We start from the raw sequence: 19,537 nt of genomic DNA on the forward strand, positions 1-19,537 counted from the left end.
AGCCCTGACCGCGATGGCGATCTCGTCCTTGCCGACATCGATCGCCGCGCACCGCTGGTAGAGAACCTGCATGCCGTCCCGCCCTTCCTCAGGACCTGTTGATTAGGACACGCATGCCACCCGCGGAGCCCCGAAAGTGATCTAAGACCCTCCGCCAGTAGGTCATCGAATGCGTGGTGTGCGGGGTCGTGTGTCCCATCGGTAGTGGGTCCAGGCCCGTCGGATCAGGCAGCGCACAGTGATGATCACGGAGGCCATGGCGAGGAAGAAGTCGATGATGGCTCTGCGTCTTTCCGTGGAGCGACGCAACCTGCCGAAGTTGTTCATCCAGGAATTCGTGCGCTCGATCACCCACCGACCGTCGGTCTGGATCAGGACCTTCGCCCCACGTGGGACGATGCGTGCGTCGATGTCCCTGTCGGCCAAGCCGTCGTGGACAACACGGTAGTCATAACCCGCATCCAGGCTCAATCGAGGGCGCTTCGGCAGCGGACCGAGGTCTTTCTCCAGGCTGGCGTAGCGCTCGAGGGTGGACGGCAGCAGGGTGTGATCGCGCACGTTCGCGGGCGCCGGCTCGGTGACCAGCGGTATGCCTTGCGCCTCGGTCAACTGCGAGCGTTTCATACCCTGTTTGGCCCGGTCGACCGGGCTTTCGCCACCAGAGGGTGCTTTGACGATACAGCCGTCAGCGACCAAACGGTCCAGTTCGAGGCCGATCATGCGGTCGTAGGCGGTCAGGACCAGCAGCCGGAGATGCTCCATCACTCCTAGTGCGATCCACTCATCCCGCCGGCGGCGCAGTGTCGTGGCCGAGCAGTGCTCGTCCGCGACACGCTCGTAGCCACAGCCGAAGACCAGCACCTGCACCAGCCGGTCGAAGACCACCGCATCCGCGATCCGCGGGTTGTGGCAGCCCAGCGGATGCCGGTCTTCCCGCACGGGCAGCAGAGCGAGGAACTGGTCCCGGACGGGGCCGAGAATGGATGACGGAACGGCAGGCACGGATTCCCAATGATCACGAAGCGTGGACAACTCCATGATCGAGGATCCGTGCCTGCAAGCACTACAGCCACCTACTGACAGACACTCTGAACGATCGTGTTACGAGTTCTCAGCACACATGCCCCGTCATGGTCGTGTCCCAGCGCATGCCGGCGACCATGTGTTCCAGGTAGCCCGCGTCGCTGACGGTCACCACAATCTCTGCGTAAGGGATCTCAGCGAAGGAGTAATCCTCCTCCAACTCCAGCCCATCCCATACGTCCAGCTCTTCCGGATCTTCCAGCGCTGCGGCCTCGCTCAGGTGTGGGGCGTTCCGGTAGGGGCTGATGTCGTAGGAAGTCACGATGTCGGCGGCGCGTTGTGAGAACTCCTCGGCGTTTCCGGAAGTAAACACGGAGTAACCGGGGCGGCTCCCCCCGCTCAGCTTGTATACGTCTTCAGCTTTGCGCCTGGGTTCGAGGATGGTCTGGCCATCGTCCGCGAGTAGGTACCCATCTGCGGTAACCCTTATCTCCTTACCGAGGATGAGTTCGTGGAGCTTGCGAAACTCGTCTTTCAGACGCATGCCTGCCGTGATGGCCTTGCCCTGCTCGTCGGTGAAGGGGTATCGCTCTCCGCCGTGCTCCTCATCGTCTTCGTTGCGCAGATATCCGTTATCCAGGTGCCACCAGGCGTCCACCAGGAGAGACAGGGGGAAGACAGTCTCCTGTGGCACAGATGGGACGTCGGGGTTGATAACGTGCACCCTCCCACGGAGGGTAGAGCCTTGGACCGAGTCTACGGACACGGTGAAAATACTGGTCATGATGGGGCGCCCCTTCAGCCGGGAGTGGTGGTCACACTTGATCACCACTCAGTCCGGAGAGTAGGCGGTCCCACTGACACTCGTTCCCGGGGACATACGCGCCCACGCATCCGATCACCTACTGGCGGACGCTCTAAGAAGCTGACACTCGCGTTCACGACGCAACCGGGGGACACCCGAGGGTGAGGGCTCCAGCGTCAATCTAATGGACGGTCTCCACGAGCCATAGCGGACCGACGTCGGCGGGCAGCACACCCCCCGATTCTCATCCACGCGAGCACGCCCGAAGGGCGGATCTGGATCTAATGGCTGTCCCCGCGTTCCTCGACCCCGGGGTTGATCGCGAACGGGATCGTCAACGCCACGGCAGCCGCCCGAGCGTGACGGCCCCGGGCGTGGACAACTCGGCGACGCCCTTGCCCGTTTCGGGCATCAGGTGGCGAGAGCAGGCACGCGCGCCGAGGCCGATGATCACGGCCCGGCATGGTGAAGCTCTGGCGGACTAGTGTCCAACCAGGCAAGGCCGACCTACCGTGGGGAGGGTGGATGCCGAGACTTGGGCTGCCATTGCGGCCGCCGTGGTGGCCACCGTGGCGCTCTACTTCGCGGCAGTGTCAGCCCGCGCAGCGAAGAAGGCCGCCATCCACGCCGAAGCTGTCGCGAGCGTCGAACAGGAACGACGAGATGAGGAGCGCGAGCGTCGACACGAAGAATTGGAGCCGCCGCGCCCCAGCAAGATCGAAACGGAGGTTTTCGGCACGACCCTTTACGGCCGTCTACCGGCCTTACCTCGGGACTACCTCATTCGCATCGGCCTGTGCGACGAAGGACAGCCAGGCGGCAAGTTTCGGTTCCAGCCTCAGTGGCACGTCTCAGCGCACGTGCCCTATTGCTTCCCGATTGACGTGTGGCCATTGAAGCCGTCCGTTCAGTTCGTAGTAGCCGTTAAGTTCTGGTGCCCTGACCTCGACGACGACCACACTGGGCCCTCGCCCTGGACCTGCAAATGCGGCGGTCCAGGGCTCGGCAGTTACTACGTGCTCGACGCCGACGAGCAGTTGAGCGGAGATGGGCACTGGGAATGGTGGGCGGTGCCGATCGATCTACCCTTCGACGAGAAAGCCCCGGCGGACTGACGTCCAACCGGGGCTCCTGACGCGCCGCCGAGCAGCGGCTACATGAACAGCCACCCGGCCTCCGTCGCCTTGCGCTCGATCGTCTTCACCGACGCCGCGCCCAGGCCCGGCAGCTTCGCCAGGTCCTCCGGCCGGCCACGTCCGTACCGAGGTCGTCGAGGTTGCCGCTCTGGATGACGGGACCTCACCGTCGCGCACGCGAGTACGGAACAACTGCACCGTAGCGCAGAGGACTACGGACAAGCCGGTGCTTCACAGTCCTCTGCACAGATCCCCGAAAGCCCAGGACACCCGTGCACGCGACTTCGAAAACCGACAACGAGTTTCGGGACGATTGCTCCTGCGGAAACGCGATCAAGGCGAAGGCCTTCACGGCCGTCCCGCAAACGACCGATTCGCGGGGAAGATGACAGGTCACGCGTTCGTCACTTTGCGTCCTGCTCAGCCTGGTTCAGGGGCACTCTGGAGGCATGTCGAACACAACGCCAGGGACCAAACGCGCGCCAGGTTCAGAACACCGACCCCGCGCCCCGACTACGCCCTGTCCAGGGTCTTCTTTGGCTGGCGGGGGCACGGTGTCGCCCTTCAGGTGCCCGTACACCGTCGAGCGCGGAACCCCGAACAGGTCGGCGATCTGCTGGACGGTCTTGTCCCGCGCGTCGTACAGCTGCTGTGCCAGCGCCGCCTGGTCCTCACTGAGCTTCGGCCGGCGCCCGCCGACCCGGCCACGCGAGCGGGCCGACGCCAGACCGTCCATCGTGTTCGCCACGATCAGCTCGCGCTGCAGCTCCGCCAACACCGACAGCATCCCGAACATCGCCCGGCCCTCCACCGTCGAGGTGTCGATGCCCTGCTCGATCACGTGCAGCCCGATCTTCCGCTCGCGCAACTCCGCGCTGAGCGTCACCAGATGCAGCACCGAGCGGGACAGCCGATCCAGGCGAGTGACCTTCAACGTGTCGCCCTCGCGAAGCAGCTGCAGCACCAGATCGAACTCCGGGCGGGACGCCTTCGCCCCGCTCGCCTTGTCGAGATGGATGTTGTCCCGGTCGACTCCAGCCCGCAGCAGCGGCTGGGATACTTCCCGAAGATCACTGAGGTGCCAGTGGCTGTGGCCGGGCATGTGCGCGGGGCGCTCGGGCTGGCCGATGAGGTGAAGCTGCGGCAGGCCGCGCCGATGACGGCCAGCCGCCATCGGGCGTTCGTTCGCCAGCGCATGGGCGTGTCGTCTGAGGCGGCTCGGGTCCGGGGGGTCGCCGAGGAAGCTGTCTGGAAGTGTTGGCGCCGTCCTCGGCGGCGTGAGTGAGCGCGCTGTGGCGGAGCTGGTGAAGAGTCCACGGGCCGCCTGCAAGCTCGGCGGTGGCTTGCTCAAAGAGTTCGGCGGCGCGCCGGTAGGACAGCCGGGCCGGCCCTTCACTCGGGTCCGTGCGACCAACTCCAAAGTAGCTCCTCCGTAATCACGCTCACGGATTGTGATTCCGGGGGCGTTCCGGCTTGTTTCATAAGCCACCTATGAAGCACCGGGGCCCATTCGGTGCCGAAACTCCTGTACTGGCACGCCTATTTGACGGGCACAAGCAGCCGGCATGAGCGAGCGTTCTCAGCTGCCAGCGGCTACAAGTAGGCCGACCCCGTCGTGACCGCTACGCGACAAGCGCGAACCAGGCCGATGAGCCGGGGAGGAGAGCGGTCGCCCGGCTGACCGCGCTACCCCAACCATTCACCTGAACCCCCGCCCGCGTCACGACGGCCCTGCACTGGAGGACCCCGGCCGGCCGCGCCGGGCCATCACCATGCCCGCTCGTTCCAGCAGCCCTCGGGATGGATCAAGTGCCCTGCCACCGTCTTGATGCGAGGGCAATACCTCACATAACTCCCTCATAGGAGTCGGGCGGCCGACCAGGCGCGGGCGAGCCCGAATTCGGCTACGCCGCAGAGAAGATCGTGAAGGGTCTCCTCGCTGGCTCCGGCGGCCCTGGCGAGCTGGGCGTGGAGCTGGAAGGACTCCCCGAGCGTCTGGTAGAAGACATCAACGACCAGGCATGCGAGCGCTCGTTCGCGGACGCTGAGGTAGGGGCGGGCCCATCGCTCGCGTGCCGGGCGGCCAAGCTGCTGATCGGCTCGGCGAACGTACGGACCTGGCACGCCAGATTCCCGCATTTCAGACGCCGTACGGTGAGATCGACCAGGACCTGGCGGCCACCGGCGGGCAGGTCCTGCAGTAACCGCCGGTAGTGCCCGTGTAGCCGGGCCGAGGGCCGCCCGCATCCCGGGCAGTCGACGGACATGCCGCTGGTCCGCGCTTTGACCAGCACATAACCCCCGCGATCAACCAGCTTCTCGACGACCAGCCCGGTCAGGTGGGGAAGGAAGGCCTGCAGGTAGGCTTCGCCCGTCGGTGCCCGGCATGCTGCACAATGAACTCCGCGACTGCTCTGTTGGCGATCAAGTTCTTGGTCGAACCCGATCATCACGGAGCGGCCGCACCTATGCGCAGACCGTTACGTGATCGCCATTAAGGCGGGGCGAGAGGCTTCGCTACCCTCCGTGATCGCGGCACACACTTTGTGCCAGAGCCACTTTTACACGGCCACGGACAGGCTACATCAACAAGATGGACCAGCCCTCTACAGGCCCCTACCCACGCGCTGGTTAAGCCTTTGGCAGCAGGCTCTTAGTCAGGTCGATGCGTCCACGACCGCGACACAGCATGGCGAGCTAACCTACCCCGCTCAAGGCGACCGACCTTGATCACCCCGCGTCACCTTCCGGAATCACATAGAGGGTATGGCTGGCGTTTAACCATCTCCTGCTGATTTCCACCCCAGTGACCCGTCCGATGAGGACCAATGACGAAGTGATGCTCTCGGCCACCTCAACGGGACCCAGCGCTCCTTCTTGATCATCATTGAGTGCGAAACGCAGCCCCGTCATGTACGAATCCAGCGCACCTGGATCCGCGCCGGAGCGCACCCGGGGATTCGTGATCTTGAACTGGGTGATGATCTCCCCATCGCTCGCATAGGTGAGGACACCTGGACCGCTCGTTCCCCACCCCATGCTGATGGCCTTGGCTCCACCGCTGGAGATCACTCGAAGAGCCGCGTCGCTCGCGCACACGCGGTCTCCAATGACGGCGATCCACGTGCCCGCCCTCCCGGCGAGGAAGGCTCGATCGCCATAGACATTCATGGCAATACCGGCGCAGTCGGCGAACCTGGCTGCAGTAGCCGAGCCCAGATCGGCGCCCAGGCGGCGTGCGACTTCCTTTTCCTCAGGGCCCTGGCACCAGACGGCGTAGAAGGCGGGGAGGGGGTCCTCCGCTTCATCATAGGAGCACAGCAGTTCGTAGAGATGCTCACGATCGGCCATTGAATCCATTCCTGGGAAGAGCCGCCCGGCGTTGCGCCGGGCGGCATGTTTGCTACGGCTGGACGGAAACCCAGAAGGGGTTTCCACCGCCTACCCTGTATCGAGCGAAGAAGACGGCGCGATGCCAGCCTTCACTAGAGTTGTGGCTGCTGTCGAGGGCAAGAATGGAGTAGTTTCCGTCTCCCTTCCCTGCGCCTTCATATGTCACCGCGAACGGGAACTCATCACATTCTTTGCCCTGCGCTGCTGCATTCGGGAAGTCCTGTTCGCAGATGCGGTCCTTCTCGGCGACGTTCTTCGAATACCACGTCCTGCCATCAGGCGCCTTCGCCCCCTTGTAAAGCCGCTCCAGACGCACGCGTTGCGGGCTACCGGGTTGCGCATTCCAGTTGCCCGGGAACACCTTGGACGGATTCGTTCTCGTGGGTATGGTGAGATCTGGCGTGGTGAAGGCCATGTTCACGTGCTTGGCCACCTCACCCATTCGCACATGACTCATGCTCATGGTGTAGACCCGTGCGGCCTTGGGGAAGATGCATGCTCCCTTGTAGTTGACCACCTTCTCCGGCGGCGTGTTCGGCAGGGGTGCCCCGGGCCCGAACTTCTTGCTGTCGCACCTGACCGTGAGCGCGTTGTCCCTCTTGAGAATGCTGCCAGTTCCAGCGGTGACCTTGCGATCCCACAGTGGGACGTGCGTGGCGGTCCCGCTGCCGTCTTGGAACACGGTCGGCAGGGTGACCCAGGGGCGGATGCTGCAAGCCTGTCCGCGCCCGAAATCCTGCGTGGGATAGGACTCGAACGAGTAGAACAGCGATCCGACGTCGTCCCATTCTTTGAGGAGCGCCGTTTTATTCTGACCGAACTTGGTCAGACACGTCGAACTGGGCTCGCCCGCGGTCGGTGTGACCTCCAGCGTCATCCTGTGCAGGCCGTTAGGAGTGAAGATTCCATCATAATCGATTTTATCGATGGCCATCCACATCGAGATATAGCGAGGCTGCTGCGCCGTGACACCGTCCTTGCTCGGCACCACACCGGTTCCGTTCGCATTGCCCAGATAGGTGTTCACCACCATGGTGCTGCGGAACGTAATGTCGCTCTGCACCTCGGAGATCTGGATCGACTTACCGTCGGAGTAGGTGCCGACCCGCTTCTTCTTGCCGCTCGGGCCGTCCCAGTCGGGCTCCCACTGGCTGACGCCATGCCAGGCAACGATGCAACCACTGTACGGGCGAACCGCCGTCCAGATGCTGTCGTCGTCCTTGTCGGACTCCTTTTCCGACTCCTTCCGGCAGCTATCGACCGTGTAGTGGTCGTAGTCGAAGTATGGAAAGGGATCGGGGTTGTCCAACGCGGTCATCGGACTGTTGGCGACGGCGGGCGCGCTCCGTGCAGCCTGCGCCTCGCCGTTCGCGAGCCCTGCCAGCGTGCGGATCTGGACAGGAGACAGCACCGCCTGATGTATCTGGGTATCGTCGAGATCACCGCGCATCCTGCTGCCGAGCGTCATGGGGGCATCGGCGTTCCATGTGGAAGAGGAGAGCACGGCGGAGTTGACGACTGCACCGTTCAGGTACAGCGTCACCGTCTTCGTGGTCGCGTCATACACGCCCGCGATATGGAACCATTGGCCGACCGGCGCCTCGACACCGGACAGCACGCCTTCGACGGTCGCGCCCGCGACATCGGCGCTGGTGAAGGTGAATTCGAGTCCATGCTCAGCACTGTTGCCGAGCTTGAACGGCGCCTGCTGGGCGCCCTTCTGCTCGATGATCGTGTAGTCGCCGTCCTTGTCGCTCCAGCGCACCCAGGCGGCGGCGGTGAAGCTCTGGTCGGTACGGATCACCGGTCCGGCGGTCTGCGCCAACGGCTCCTCACCCGGCTGGACGACGTCCACGATCACCTGCTGCCAGTCCGACCAGGCCGAGGAGGCGTCGCCGGTGACCGCGCGCAGCCGCCAGCGCACCTTCCACCCATCGGCCAGCTTGCCGCCGGGGACGGTCAGCGATGCTTGGGCGCCGGAGGCGACGCCATCGACTCCGGCGGCCCAGATCTGGCCGGTGCCCTGCCCGGTCGCGGACGGGTCGTGCTCGATCTCGGCTTCGGCCCGTAGTGCCTGGCCGGTGGGGTGGGTGAGGGTGGCCTGGAGCGCGGGGGTGAGCGTGTCGGTGACCGTGACGCCGTCCACCACCTTCGACGGGGTGATGGTCAGGCCGGTGGCGGTGGGCTTGGGCAGGCTGACGGTGAAGGACTGCCAGTCCGACCAGGCAGAGATGGCGGTGGCGGAGACGGCGCGGGCGCGCCAGCGCACCTTCCACCCGTCGGTCAGCTTGTCCGCCGGGACCGTGATGGTCGCCTGCGTGCCAGCCGGGATGTTGTCGGCGCCGCCGGTCCAGATCTGGCCGGTGCTCTGACCGGTCGCGGCCGGGTCGTGCTCGATCTCGGCCTCGGCCCGCAGCGGCTTGCCGGCGGGGTCGATCACCTGGGCGAGCAGCGACGGGGTGCGGGTAGGTGTGACGGTGGTGCCGTCCACCTGCTCGGACGGGGTGACTTGCAGCGCGCCGACGGCCGGTTCGGAGACCGGGTCCGGCACGTCCACGGTCATGGCCTGCCAGTCCGACCACGGCGAGCCGACCGTGGTGCTGGTGTTGGCCGCACGCACGCGCCAGCGCACCTTCCACCCGTCGGTCAGCTTCCCGTCGGGGACGGTGGCCGACGCCTGGGTGCCGGAGGCGACGCCATCGATGCCGCCGGTCCAGATCTGGCCGCTGCCCTGCCCGGTCGCGGTCGGGTCGTGCTCGACCTCGAATTCGGCCCGCAGCGGCTGGGCGGCCGGGTCGGTGATCGTGGCGTGCAGGGCCGGGGTCAGGCTGGTGGCCACGGTGACACCGTCCACCACCTGGGAGGGGGTGACCTGGAAAGCACCGACTGTGGGGTTCGGCACGTCCACGGTGGCCTTCTGCCAGTCCGACCACGCCGACGTGGTCGATGCGGCGGTGTTGGCCGCGCGGGCCCGCCAGCGCACCTTCCACCCGTCGGCCAGCTTCCCGGCGGGGACGCCGACGGTGGCCTGTCCGCCGGAGGTGACCGCCTGCGAGGCGCCGGTCCAGATCTGGCCGCTGCCCTGCCCGGTCGCGGTCGGGTCGTGCTCGACCTCGAACTCGCCCGTGAGGCTGCCGCCGGCGGCGTCGGCGACGGTCGCGGCGAGTTGCGGGGTGAGCGAGGTCGTCACCGTCGCGCCGTTCACGGTCTGCGCCGGGCTGATCGCCGGGGCGGAAACGGTCGGCGCGGACGCCGGGCCGCTGGTGGTGAGGGTCAGTTTCGGCGGGCTGCCGAACTCGTCGGTGTTCTCCGCCGAGGTGAAGGCCCGGTAGTTGTTGATGTTGGCTTCGCCGGGGGACTTGAGCACCAGGCCGTGGTCGGCGGCACCGGCGGCCCAGTCCTGGGCGATGCCGGTGACGTTCCATTCCATGCTGTCCGGCCAGGTGGCGCAGTCCTGGTTGACGCCCTTGAAGTTGGTCGAGGCGTCCTCGGTGGTGAAGGCGGGCTTGTTGGCCCAGTGCACGTTGCCGGGGTCCCAGGCGCCGGTGAGGCGGGCGACCTGGATACCGTTGGCGAGCGCGGCGCCGCAGTTCTGGGCGTCGATGGTGTTCATCGACAGCTTGGCGTCGGTGACGGTGGAGCCGGTCAGGTTCGGGGTGTCGAACTTCAGATGCACCCGGTGCTTGAACCCGCCGGTCCTGGTGCCGGCCATCATGTACGCCGCCGTCGGGTCACCCGGGAAGTCGGCGTCGTTGTCGGAGGTCACCTCCACATCGGCGTTCACCGGCAGCGTGACCGCCGCCGCCACCCGTACCGGGTACATGGTGGCGGCGTCGGCCAGGAACGCCTGGTCCGGCCTGACCACCAGCTCCGTACGGCCGTCCTTGGTGGCCACGTCGCCGTCGGCCTCACCGCGCTTGACCGACGCAGGACGGCCTTTACCGCCGCCACCGTCCGACACGACCGGCCGCGTTCCCGCGGCGACCAGCTTCGTGTCCTTGCCCTTCAGCAGCAGCCGACCGCCCTTGCCCTCGGTCAGGGTCAGGCCCTCGTCTTCGACGCCGATCCGCAGCTCCACCTGCTTGGCGGGCCGCTGGCGCAGCACCACCTCGTGCCGGAACCCGGTCGGCAACGCCGTCACCACCAGGTCGGCACCGACACCCGCGGCGTCGGTGTAGGTGGCGACACTGCCCTTGACCGTCGGCTTGGGCAACGGCGTCGGCCACCGCAACGCGTGGGACTTCCCATCGGCGGACATCTTCACGAACGGATCTGTACCACCGGCGGAGATCTCCACAACAGCGCCCTCGGCGAGGGTCTTGGGCCGTAGCTTGCCGCCCTGCTCTACCAGGGTGGTGTCGATCGGCACCCATGCACCATCGCGCAAGGCACGCACCGGCCTCGTGGAGAGCTCCGTGCGGAGCGTTCTGCCGTCCGGCTGGGCATACGTGATGCTGGTCGCGCTCGTCTCACTCGTGACGACGATCTCTTGCCCCGAACGAGAGGCCTCCACCGAGGCGGAGGCACGCGCCTGCGATGAGGTGTTCGAGAGGGCGCTTCCGCTTCGTCCAGCGGTCCACGCTGCCGTGCCGTTCACAGCGGCGTGATGGCCGTGGGCTGAAGAGTCGTTCGCGACACGGCCTGAGTTCTCATCGAAGGTCCACCGGGCGGCGGGCTCCGACTTCGTCACAAACGACCAGGTGCGCGGCGACATCCGATTGCCGTAGGCGTCCATGGCCTTCGACACGGTAGCGGTGTAAAGGACACCGGGCAGCAGTTTCTGGGCAGGTGTGAACGTCGCGATCCGCTTCGGCGCGTCCATGGCAACCGTCGTTGCGATCGGCGAACCAGCCGGGTCATTCACCGACAGGGCTGCCTCCCATACCGGCTCGCTGAACGTTACTGTGACCTTGGCGTCCACAGAGACATCCTGTTCGCCCTGAGCGGGTGCGTTAGCGACGACCGCAGGCGGAGTGACGTCTTCCGGCATATCCTCCAGCGTCATGTCAGGGTCGGAGTAATCGGCCTCCCCTGCCTCGTTCGGCAGTGGCTGGAGAAGACCGGAGGTGATGTTGTACGCCTGTTCCGGCTCCCGCTCCAGCTCTGCCAACTGCGCCTCGGACACGCCGGGCAGCTGGGGCGACGTCTCCGTCTTCACCTCCATGGCGCGGGCTTCTTCGTAGGTGGGCGGCGTTGGCCTCAACGGGCCCCGATACGTGTAGTGGATCGTTTCGACCTCTGGTGGTGCCGGCGGCTCGAAGTCGACCGTGAGCCTGGGGCCGTGGGCGGGATAGCCGCTGGTCTGCTCGCGGCTGCGGTAGCGGCGCCAGTTCCGCAACTCCGATTCGTCACCGGCGCGGAGTTGGAACCCGTAGTTCGTTTCCCCGTCCGCCCAGTCCTGGACGATGGTGTCGACCGAGTGGATGAGATCGTGCTCGTAGTTCATCGAGCCGGCGCAGTCGGGGCTGTACGCCCCGTACTCGGTGTCCGCGCCCACGTCGGTGACCGACGGCTGGTTGCCCCACTGCAGGGTCAGATGGTCCCAGTCGGAGGTGACCCGCCGGGCGGTGATTCCGGAGCCGACGAACTCGCCGCAGTCGTTGGACAGGTAGTTCCACAACTCCAGGTCGGCGTTCTGGATGTTCGAGCCCCAGAACGGGTCGGTCGCGTTCGGCAGCGGGAACTGAATGTAGGCGCGCCAGCGCTTGGCGATGCCGCTGGCGTAGGACTTGCCGACCCACATCTGGTCGCGGTAGTGCATGTCCCAGCTGTCGGTGAGGTCCACGTCATTGATGTACGTGTCCATCGGATCGCCGGGGGGACAGGGATCGCCACCGAGCGTGCACTCGTACCAGTCGTCGTCGACGGCGGCCATGGTCACCGGGAACGTGGTCGCCGGGTCGGCGAGGAAGGCCGCGTCGGGGCTGTACACCAGCGCCGAGTCGTCCAGGCTCACCTGGGCCCTGCCGACCCTGACGGTGCCGAGGTCGGCGTTCGCGTCGGCGGCCTTCGCGTCCAGCAGTGCCGCGGGGCGGATGTCGAGGCTGTGCTTGCCGTCCTGGTTCTTCAGCGTCGGCTGCCCCTTGGCGTTCTTACCGAAGGAGATGCCCTTGGGCAGTTCCACGGGGACGCGGAACGTCACCGGTTCGGCAGGGCGTTGCCGGATGACGATCTGCTGGCGGAACCCGGTCGGGGTGGCGGTGACGACCAGGTCGATGCCCTTGCCGTACGCGGACGGGTAGGTGGCGGTGTTGCCGTTGAGCGTGGGCTTGGGCAACGTGCGGGGGGCGTCGATCCTGGCGGCGAGGTCGCCGCTCTTGCTCCTGATCGCTTCGGTGTCGCCGCCTGCGGACAGCGTCAGGCCGCCCTTGGCCGCCTTGGGCTTGATGACTCCGTTCGCCTCGATGAGCGTGGTGTCGATCGGTGTGAAGCCTTTGCCGTCGGCGTTCTTGACCCGGATGGGCTCCAGGTACTGCTCCATCCGCAGGGTCTTGCCGTCGGGGTTGGCGTAGTAGGTGGTGTTCTCCGAGCGCAGCGACTCGATCTCGATGCGCCGGTTGTCCTTCTTGGCCTGCGCCAGCGCCTTACCGGTGGGGGTGGCGGGAGCGCTCGGCGGGGTTGTGGGGGGTGGCGTGGGGTCCTGGGCGAGCGCGGGTGCGCTGATGAGCGAGAGCGGCATGGTGAGGGCTGCGATCAGGGCAGCGCGGCGTCGCGTCCGGCTGGATAAGCCAGACGCTGTTCGTGATGGTTTCACTCGAGCCTTTCGAACAGATGTGGCAAAACGGAGTGATCATCACATGTGTTGTGATCTTATGTAAAGATCCTTTTTGGGCGGGGAACTTCCCATCCCGATCTCGGATCAGATAGCGCGCCCGGCAGCCCGCATCGTCCAGATCCATCACCAGGTTCTTGATCGCCTGAGTGACCCAGTCGGCGCTCGGGTGCGCGGTGGTGCCGAGCACGCGGATGCGCCTGGGTGGCGTGCTCGATGACGGCCAAGACGTACTGGCGCTGCCCGTTCAGGGTGACGGTCTCGAAGAAGTCGGCGGCCAGTATGGCATCGGCTTGGGAGCCCAGGAAGTCGGCCCACGTGGTGGACGCCCCCTCGGGCGCCGGATCAAGACCTTCCTGCTTGAGGATCTCCCACACCGTGGACGGCGCGACCTTGACGCCGAGGGTGGTGAGCTCCCCGTGGATCCGCCGGTAGCCCCAGCTGGGGTTCTCCCTAACCAAGCGCAGGATGAGGGTGCGGATGGAGCGGACGGTGGGCGGGCGGCCAGCCCGCTTCGGTCGGCACCTACGGGCATGACTGCGCCTGCCGAAAATTCCATCCGTGCAGTTCAAGCGGCATGCGCGTACTCGTGGAGGACTCCGCCGAGCCGGTCTCGTCGGCTTACGCTGCGGTTGACGATTAGGGCTGGATAGGTGATTGAGTCCGGGGCGGAGCGCAGTGGAGCAGCTTGGTCCAGGGCTTGATGGGCTCGGTGCTGGTTGTAGAAGTGTTCGTACTCACGCAAGGCGTGCGCAGGTGGTGTTCGTTCCATACGACGAGGTAGCGGTCGAGGAGTTCGCAGCGGCAGGACTGCACCCATCGTTCCATGATCGAGTTCATTCGAGGTATCTGGATGCCGGTGCGCACTGTCTGGATGCCTGCGTCGGTGAGGATCTCATCCATGAGCGGCGGGAACTTCCCGTCCCGATCTCGGATCAGATAGCGAGCCGTCGCCTGGATGGCCCAACTCGCGGTCGGGTGAGTGGTTGTGCCCAGCACGTGAATGCGCCTGGTGGCATGCTGGATGATGGCCAGGATGTACTGGCGTTGTCCGTTCAGGGTGACGGTTTCGATGAAGTCGCAGGCCAGTAAGGCGTCGGCTTGGGAGCGTAGGAAGTCGGCCCAGGTGGTGGATGTCCGTTCGGGTGCTGGATCGAGGCCTTCCTGCTTGAGGATCTCCCAGACGGTGGAGGGTGCGACCTTGATACCGAGCGTGGTGAGCTCTCCGTGGACCCGTCGATATCCCCAGCCGGGGTTTTCTCGAACCAGGCGCAGGATGAGGGCGCGGATGGAGCGGACAATGGGCAACCGCTGGGCCGGGCCGAGGGGATGACGCTGGTGGGCGGCGGCGGCACGGACCTGCGTCCGGGCATCGCCAAGGCGCTGCGGGCAAGCCCGCGGCCGGATGTCATCGTGGTCCTGACCGACGGACAGACCCCGTGGCCGCAGGAACGGCTGGCGTCCCGCGTGGTGGTGGGGCTGTTTTCCCGTACCAAGCGGTCGTACGAGAGCGATCCCGACTACGTGCCGGACACGCCGCCCCCATGGGCACGGGTGGTCGACATCGGCTCGGCAAGTCGGCCTTGGCGGTCCTACGTTCCGGCTCCGGTGCCACCGAGCTACGCGGGCAGGAGTGCCGAACACGCTCCAGGATGGCCAGGGACGACCATGGAATCCCGGGGCGGTACCGGGTTGGCCACTCCTGCAAGGCAGTACGAATGTCCGCCAAATGTCCGGCCCCCACCGCTTGCTATGCCTGCGCCAGGAAGGAAAGGTACCTAAGCGGATGCACGAGCAGGAGGCGCGGCCCAGGAGCTGCGTCGTCGAAGGCAAGGAGCAGACTCATGCCCTCATCGGTGCTCTATATGTCGATGTCTCTCGACGGGTATATCGCGGCACCGAACGACGGGCCGGGCAACCCCGGCGGCGACAACTTCATGCGGCTGCATGCGTGGGGCCTCACGCCGGACGGGAAGCAGCGGACGGACGGGACAGCCGGGAAGATCTTCGACGAATACAACGCGACCGGCGCGATCGTGGTGGGACGACGGACTGCCGAACAGGTCGATCACTGGGGCGGCGATCACCACGGCCGCGGTGTGCCGATCTTCGTCCCCAGCCACCGGCCGCCCGGCCCGTCGGTCGCGAACTATCCGCTGGTGACTTATGTGACCGATGGGATCGAGAGTGCGATGGCACAGGCGAAGGCCGCCGCGGGGGACCGAGACGTGCTGGTGCAGGGCGGGGACACGGCCCAGCGGGCGCTGGAGGCCGAGGTGCTGGACGAGCTGCAGATCCACCAGATCCCGGTGCTGTTCGGCGGCGGACGCCGGCTGTTCGACGTCCTGCCGTCCCGCGTCGAGCTGGACATCGTGCGGGTCGTCGACACGCCGGAGTCGACCCACATCCGCTACCGTGTCCGCCGCTGAGTGCCCACGGATGGCGGCAATCTCGCAGATCGCAGGTCAAGGCCACTTCCAATGATCGGGAAGCGACCTTTTCGATCATGCAAAGCCGTTCGCACGCTCGTTCCGCTCCTGTGTGGGATGGGGAAGCCGTAGCGGTGCGAGATCTTCTTGAGGCCTCAACGCACGCTGCGCCCCGTGCGGCATCAGAACGGCTGAGACATGCTCCGGACAGGCCTGAGATCTGACCGCTCGTGTACCCGTAACCGCGCGGCGACTGCCACGATGAACTTTCTCAGCGTTCCAGAAAATCGCCCAACTGGTAATATGGGTAATGTCGACAGTAATCCGCGTAATGGGACACGTCCTAAATTGAGGCTCTTGTCCGCATCCGATAGCTTGTGTACGATCACTTCCGTCGAGCCTTGGCGAAACCAGGATCGCCTGGGACTTCGCGTTCGGAGGTGTCCCGTGGCTTCAAAACTCAGAGCACGAAAAATGCTCACCACTGCGGCGATTATTGCCGCCGGTATCGCTTTTGCAAGCCCGGCCCATGCCGTGGACGAAGTACCTGGCGGAGGTCAGGTCACTACCAACGGTTACACATGGTCCAATTAATATCGGTCGCGAATCGACAGCTCGTCGGCCAGCTTTGAGAACGAAGCCCGCCGGAGACACAATGCAGAAGCCCGTTCCTTAGCGGGAGCGCAAACAAGCAGCCCAGCGCTTTCGGGTCTCCTCATTAGGTGAGACGGAGATCGTCGCCTGCTTCGGCATCGAAGTGGCCACTGCGTGGCACTATCCGTAAGGCATCCGCCCACCTCGCCTGGAACGTGTGGGGCTCAATAATAGGATTTGGTGCCTGACCTGCGGGTTGTCGTGGTTCAGCTGGCGATCTGGTACTCGTTGATGAGGCCGCCGAGGATGGCTCTGTGGCGGACTCGGTGGCTGGTGAGGTCGATGGGGGTTGGCGGTCCGGTTTCAGCTTGTGCTGGGGACAACTGCCCCATGCTGCGGTGAGGTCGGGCCGTGTTGTAGTGCTCCAGGTAGCGGGTGAGCGTTCGCCGTAGATGGTTCTCGTTGAAGATGAGCATCCTGTCCAGGAGTTCGCAGCGTAGGGTGCCGATGAGCCTTTCGCAGTGCGCGTTCGCTTTCGGGGCCTGCGGTGGGCTCTTGATGACCCGTGGGCCGGCGTCGGCGAAGACCGCGTCGAAGGCATCGGTGAACTGGCCGCCACGGTCGCGGATCAGGAACTTCAGCTTCCTCATGTCGGTGCCGGTGTTGGTGTCCATGAGGAAGTTACGGGCGGCCTGGGCGGTCCACGGGCCGGCGGGGTTGTCGGTGACGCCGAGCAGGTGGGCCCGACGGCTGCCGTGTTCGAGCATGATCAGGGCGTACAGGCGCTTGAGGTTGATGGTGTCCACGTGTAGGAAGTCGACGGCGACGATGTGCTCGGCCTGGGCGGTCAGGAACTGCTTCCACGTCGGCCCGCTGCGGCGCGGAGCGGGGTCAATCCCGGCCTGATGGAGGATGTTCCACACGGTAGAAGCCGAGCTCTTGTGGCCGAGGCGGGTCAGTTCACCGTGGATGCGCCAGTGGCCCCACCCTGTGTTCTCCGTGGCCATGCGCAGGATGAGGGCCTTGACCGCAGCTGCGGTGGGTGGCCGTCCGGGACTGCGACGTTTGCTGTAGTCCCACTTCTTCGCCGCGAGTGCGCGGTGCCAGGCCAGCAGCGTGGCCGGGGTGATCGGGAAGACCTTCCCCCAGGTATGGCGGGGGATCAGGTGCGAGAGAGCCGCCAGCCACAAGCGGTCAGCTGGTTCGTACCGCACCCGTGGGATCTGGCGGCGTAGGACCGCGTTCTGGTGTCGGAGTACCAGCAGTTCCGCCTCCTTGGAGACGTCGCGGCGTAACAGCAGTGCGGGCAAAGAGAGCAGGCGCCGGGTGATGGCGTACATCGTGGACAAGATCACGAGATATGATCCCAGCCGACCCGGGGTGGCCGCTCGGCACCCTCATCCCTTCCGCCCATCGGAAGGGGAGCTCTGCCCTGGTAGTGATTCGAGTTCTTGAGCCCCACAGGGGTCGAGCTACGTCACCGCGGCGGCGACAACCGCCCCAAGAGCGCGACGACGGAGGCGGCCACCTCGACGGGAGCGGAGCAGTGACCCCGACCAGGCCGCGGCCAAGGCGGCCGACCTCCTCGACGACGCCAGCAAGAACCTCCTCGACAACGCGTACGTACAATCGTGCGTCACCGTCGCCGATGCATACATGCGGCTGCACCTGACCCTCGCGACCGGCGCCACCTTCAACTGGGACGCGATCTTCCCTGACCGGCGCTAGCCGCCCGCGCCGATGACGATCTTGCCCTCCTCGACGCCTCACCGGCTGTCAGGTGACATGGCATCTGGTCGCGTGCCAGCCGAAGTGGCCAGAGGGTTGGCCAGGGTCAACAGAAGTGGCCAACACGGTGGCCAAGCGCCTGAAGGATGGCCAGGCGTCCACGCTTCAGAGGGTGTTTTGAATCTGACGGCGTAACGGCGCGCTTCGCAGCTCAGGGCCCGGTCAGCGATCCGGCAGCCGGGCCCTGACAGACCCATTACTACCTGGATCTCCAGTTGATAGCGCGGGCCGCGGCGGTGGCGAGCACGTCACTTTCCGGCTTTTCCATCCACCGGAAGTTGAACCGTTCCTCGCCAAGGCTGATAGCGAAGTCGAGGGCAGCACGGAGATTCTTGACGGTGACTGAGAAATCTTGGGAGCTGTACCACTCTCGTGCGCGGTCCCAATCGATCGTAGCGCTGGTGCCGTCGTCCACGACACAAGAGTTGGTGAAATCCTCGTCGGAGACCCAAGTCCAACTGCCGCCAGGCTCGTGGAAGTCGAGGAGGAGTTCGACGGCGGCTTGCTCGTGTGGGTACCGTTGGGCTGCTCCGGCGCGGAGGCGTTCAGCGAGAGTGCTCATGCGAAGATTGTTTCATCGCACTCGGGGCCGGGGTAGATCTTCGCCGCGCCATCCCTCGTGGGGCCCCGCGATCGTAGGGGCCGCGGCTCGATGGCGCGATCTGCGGGGGCCGACGCCAGACCACGCGCACGCGCCGAGGGAGGTACACCCCCAAAATCGGGAACGTCGGCTTGCCGCATCAGGTCTCTTGATTAGAGTACGAGCAAGTTGATCATGACGCCAATCGGGATCGACACCAGCACGCCCAGGATGAAGAACAGCCACTGCTGGCGCCGCTCAGCACGGATAGTAGCCTTCGTCTCCCCGACGAGGATTTGCCGGATGCGTTCGGCTTGATCGGGGTCAATGTCACGGAGACGTTGCTGTTCCTCGGCCTGCCGAGTGAGCTCTCGCAGGGCCGCCTGCTGGGCGGCGACCTCGCGTTGTAAGTCGTCCATGAGAGTCGTAGCTGCCACGAACGCTTTGTTCATCTCCGCGATGCGCTCCCGGTGTGCCTCGCGGGCTTTTCTTCTCTCGTCAGGCTCCTCTCGATACATCCGAGGATCGGTTCTTATGAGCCTTTCGAGTGTGGCCTCCGTGTCGGTGACCTGTCGCTGGAGATCGTTCGCGAGATCGACCGCTTTGGCCAAGGTCTTGGTGGTGCGGCCGACTCGCTCCCGAAGTACATCGCGCGGATCTGTCCTCGCTGTCGCAAGCCGTCGCCGCCGACCGCGCTCCGCGTCGAACACTAGGACGACGAGTAGCCCAATGGCCACTAACCCGGCTGGGACCTGTACCGCTCGAATATTGAGTTACGTGGCCTGAGGTGCGGCTAAGCGGCGTGGTGGTATTCGCTGATCATGCCTGCAACGACCGGTTTTCGGCGGATGGTCCGCTGGTCGCTGAGGTCGGCCACGTCGTGGGAGGGCTGCGTTGCGATGTCCGGAGGGCGTTGTTGCCTGGACTGGTGCGGCCGGTGCCCGTTGTAGTGGATCAGATACTCGCGGAGCACGAAGACCAGGTGGCGTTCGTTGAGGATCAGGATGCGGTCGAGGA

The 19,537-nt window shown here is 65.5% G+C and carries 13 protein-coding genes and 1 pseudogene; 2 read left to right on the forward strand and 12 right to left on the reverse strand.

All coding sequences use genetic code 11. The features are described 5' to 3' along the window. Window positions 1-162: 162 nt before the first annotated feature. Complete coding sequence (locus ACIHFD_RS66565; protein WP_397375756.1) at window positions 163-1,002, reverse strand: transposase; 840 nt, start codon at window positions 1,000-1,002, stop codon at window positions 163-165. 109 nt (window positions 1,003-1,111) lie between these two features. Continuing rightward, a complete protein-coding gene (locus ACIHFD_RS66570; protein ID WP_397375744.1) occupies window positions 1,112-1,807 on the reverse strand; it encodes a hypothetical protein in 696 nt (231 codons plus the stop codon). Between the two features lie 542 nt (window positions 1,808-2,349). Between ACIHFD_RS66570 and ACIHFD_RS66575 the strand changes: the two genes are divergently transcribed. Beyond that, window positions 2,350-2,943, forward strand: a complete 594-nt coding sequence (locus ACIHFD_RS66575; RefSeq protein ID WP_397375746.1) for a hypothetical protein — start codon at window positions 2,350-2,352, stop codon at window positions 2,941-2,943. Window positions 2,944-3,394: 451 nt separating this feature from the next. On the opposite strand, the gene ACIHFD_RS66580 is transcribed toward ACIHFD_RS66575, so the two are convergent. The 6 genes and pseudogenes from ACIHFD_RS66580 to ACIHFD_RS66605 all read right to left on the reverse strand — a co-directional run bounded on the left by ACIHFD_RS66580 (window position 3,395) and on the right by ACIHFD_RS66605 (window position 14,437). Further along, window positions 3,395-4,138, reverse strand: a complete 744-nt coding sequence (locus tag ACIHFD_RS66580) for a recombinase family protein (protein ID WP_397375747.1) — start codon at window positions 4,136-4,138, stop codon at window positions 3,395-3,397. Window positions 4,139-4,821: 683 nt separating this feature from the next. Beyond that, on the reverse strand, window positions 4,822-5,211 hold the full coding sequence (locus ACIHFD_RS66585) for a carboxymuconolactone decarboxylase family protein (RefSeq protein ID WP_397375757.1): 390 nt from the start codon (window positions 5,209-5,211) through the stop codon (window positions 4,822-4,824). Continuing rightward, a pseudogene (locus ACIHFD_RS66590) lies at window positions 5,157-5,414 on the reverse strand (hypothetical protein); the annotation flags it as partial. The gene ACIHFD_RS66585 and the pseudogene ACIHFD_RS66590, both read right to left, overlap by 55 nt. A 280-nt stretch (window positions 5,415-5,694) precedes the next feature. Beyond that, on the reverse strand, window positions 5,695-6,315 hold the full coding sequence (locus ACIHFD_RS66595; RefSeq protein WP_397375748.1) for a DUF6461 domain-containing protein: 621 nt from the start codon (window positions 6,313-6,315) through the stop codon (window positions 5,695-5,697). Between the two features lie 52 nt (window positions 6,316-6,367). Continuing rightward, window positions 6,368-13,036: a DNRLRE domain-containing protein gene (locus ACIHFD_RS66600; protein WP_397375749.1), complete on the reverse strand. Its 6,669-nt coding sequence runs from the start codon at window positions 13,034-13,036 to the stop codon at window positions 6,368-6,370. A gap of 732 nt (window positions 13,037-13,768) precedes the next feature. Further along, complete coding sequence (locus tag ACIHFD_RS66605) at window positions 13,769-14,437, reverse strand: hypothetical protein (RefSeq protein WP_397375750.1); 669 nt, start codon at window positions 14,435-14,437, stop codon at window positions 13,769-13,771. A 536-nt stretch (window positions 14,438-14,973) separates the two neighbouring features. Between ACIHFD_RS66605 and ACIHFD_RS66610 the strand changes: the two genes are divergently transcribed. Beyond that, window positions 14,974-15,558 (forward strand): dihydrofolate reductase family protein, encoded by a 585-nt coding sequence (locus tag ACIHFD_RS66610; protein ID WP_397375751.1) that lies wholly within the window; start codon window positions 14,974-14,976, stop codon window positions 15,556-15,558. 860 nt (window positions 15,559-16,418) lie between these two features. On the opposite strand, the gene ACIHFD_RS66615 is transcribed toward ACIHFD_RS66610, so the two are convergent. From ACIHFD_RS66615 to ACIHFD_RS66630, 4 genes are all read right to left on the reverse strand, one after another. Beyond that, the gene (locus ACIHFD_RS66615; RefSeq protein ID WP_397375752.1) at window positions 16,419-17,507 is read right to left on the reverse strand and encodes an integrase core domain-containing protein; all 1,089 of its coding nucleotides are present in this window, start codon (window positions 17,505-17,507) and stop codon (window positions 16,419-16,421) included. A 632-nt stretch (window positions 17,508-18,139) separates the two neighbouring features. Next, window positions 18,140-18,502 carry a hypothetical protein gene (locus ACIHFD_RS66620; protein ID WP_397375753.1) on the reverse strand — a complete coding sequence of 121 codons (363 nt, stop codon included), beginning with the start codon at window positions 18,500-18,502 and terminating at the stop codon, window positions 18,140-18,142. Between the two features lie 191 nt (window positions 18,503-18,693). Further along, window positions 18,694-19,230 carry a hypothetical protein gene (locus ACIHFD_RS66625; protein WP_397375754.1) on the reverse strand — a complete coding sequence of 179 codons (537 nt, stop codon included), beginning with the start codon at window positions 19,228-19,230 and terminating at the stop codon, window positions 18,694-18,696. An 83-nt stretch (window positions 19,231-19,313) separates the two neighbouring features. After that, a partial coding sequence (locus ACIHFD_RS66630) for a hypothetical protein (RefSeq protein ID WP_397375755.1) occupies window positions 19,314-19,537 on the reverse strand: 224 nt, incomplete at its 5' end.

Source organism: Nonomuraea sp. NPDC051941 (assembly GCF_044593615.1).

Bases quoted from the DNA above. Each gene is read 5' to 3' on its own strand.
- ACIHFD_RS66580 (WP_397375747.1), bottom strand. From the start codon at position 4,138: ATGGCGGCTGGCCGTCATCGGCGCGGCCTGCCGCAGCTTCACCTCATC.
- ACIHFD_RS66585 (WP_397375757.1), bottom strand. From the start codon at position 5,211: ATGCGGGCGGCCCTCGGCCCGGCTACACGGGCACTACCGGCGGTTACT.
- ACIHFD_RS66610 (WP_397375751.1), top strand. From the start codon at position 14,974: ATGCCCTCATCGGTGCTCTATATGTCGATGTCTCTCGACGGGTATATC.
- ACIHFD_RS66595 (WP_397375748.1), bottom strand. From the start codon at position 6,315: ATGGCCGATCGTGAGCATCTCTACGAACTGCTGTGCTCCTATGATGAA.
- ACIHFD_RS66620 (WP_397375753.1), bottom strand. From the start codon at position 18,502: ATGAGCACTCTCGCTGAACGCCTCCGCGCCGGAGCAGCCCAACGGTAC.
- ACIHFD_RS66570 (WP_397375744.1), bottom strand. From the start codon at position 1,807: ATGACCAGTATTTTCACCGTGTCCGTAGACTCGGTCCAAGGCTCTACC.
- ACIHFD_RS66600 (WP_397375749.1), bottom strand. From the start codon at position 13,036: ATGCCGCTCTCGCTCATCAGCGCACCCGCGCTCGCCCAGGACCCCACG.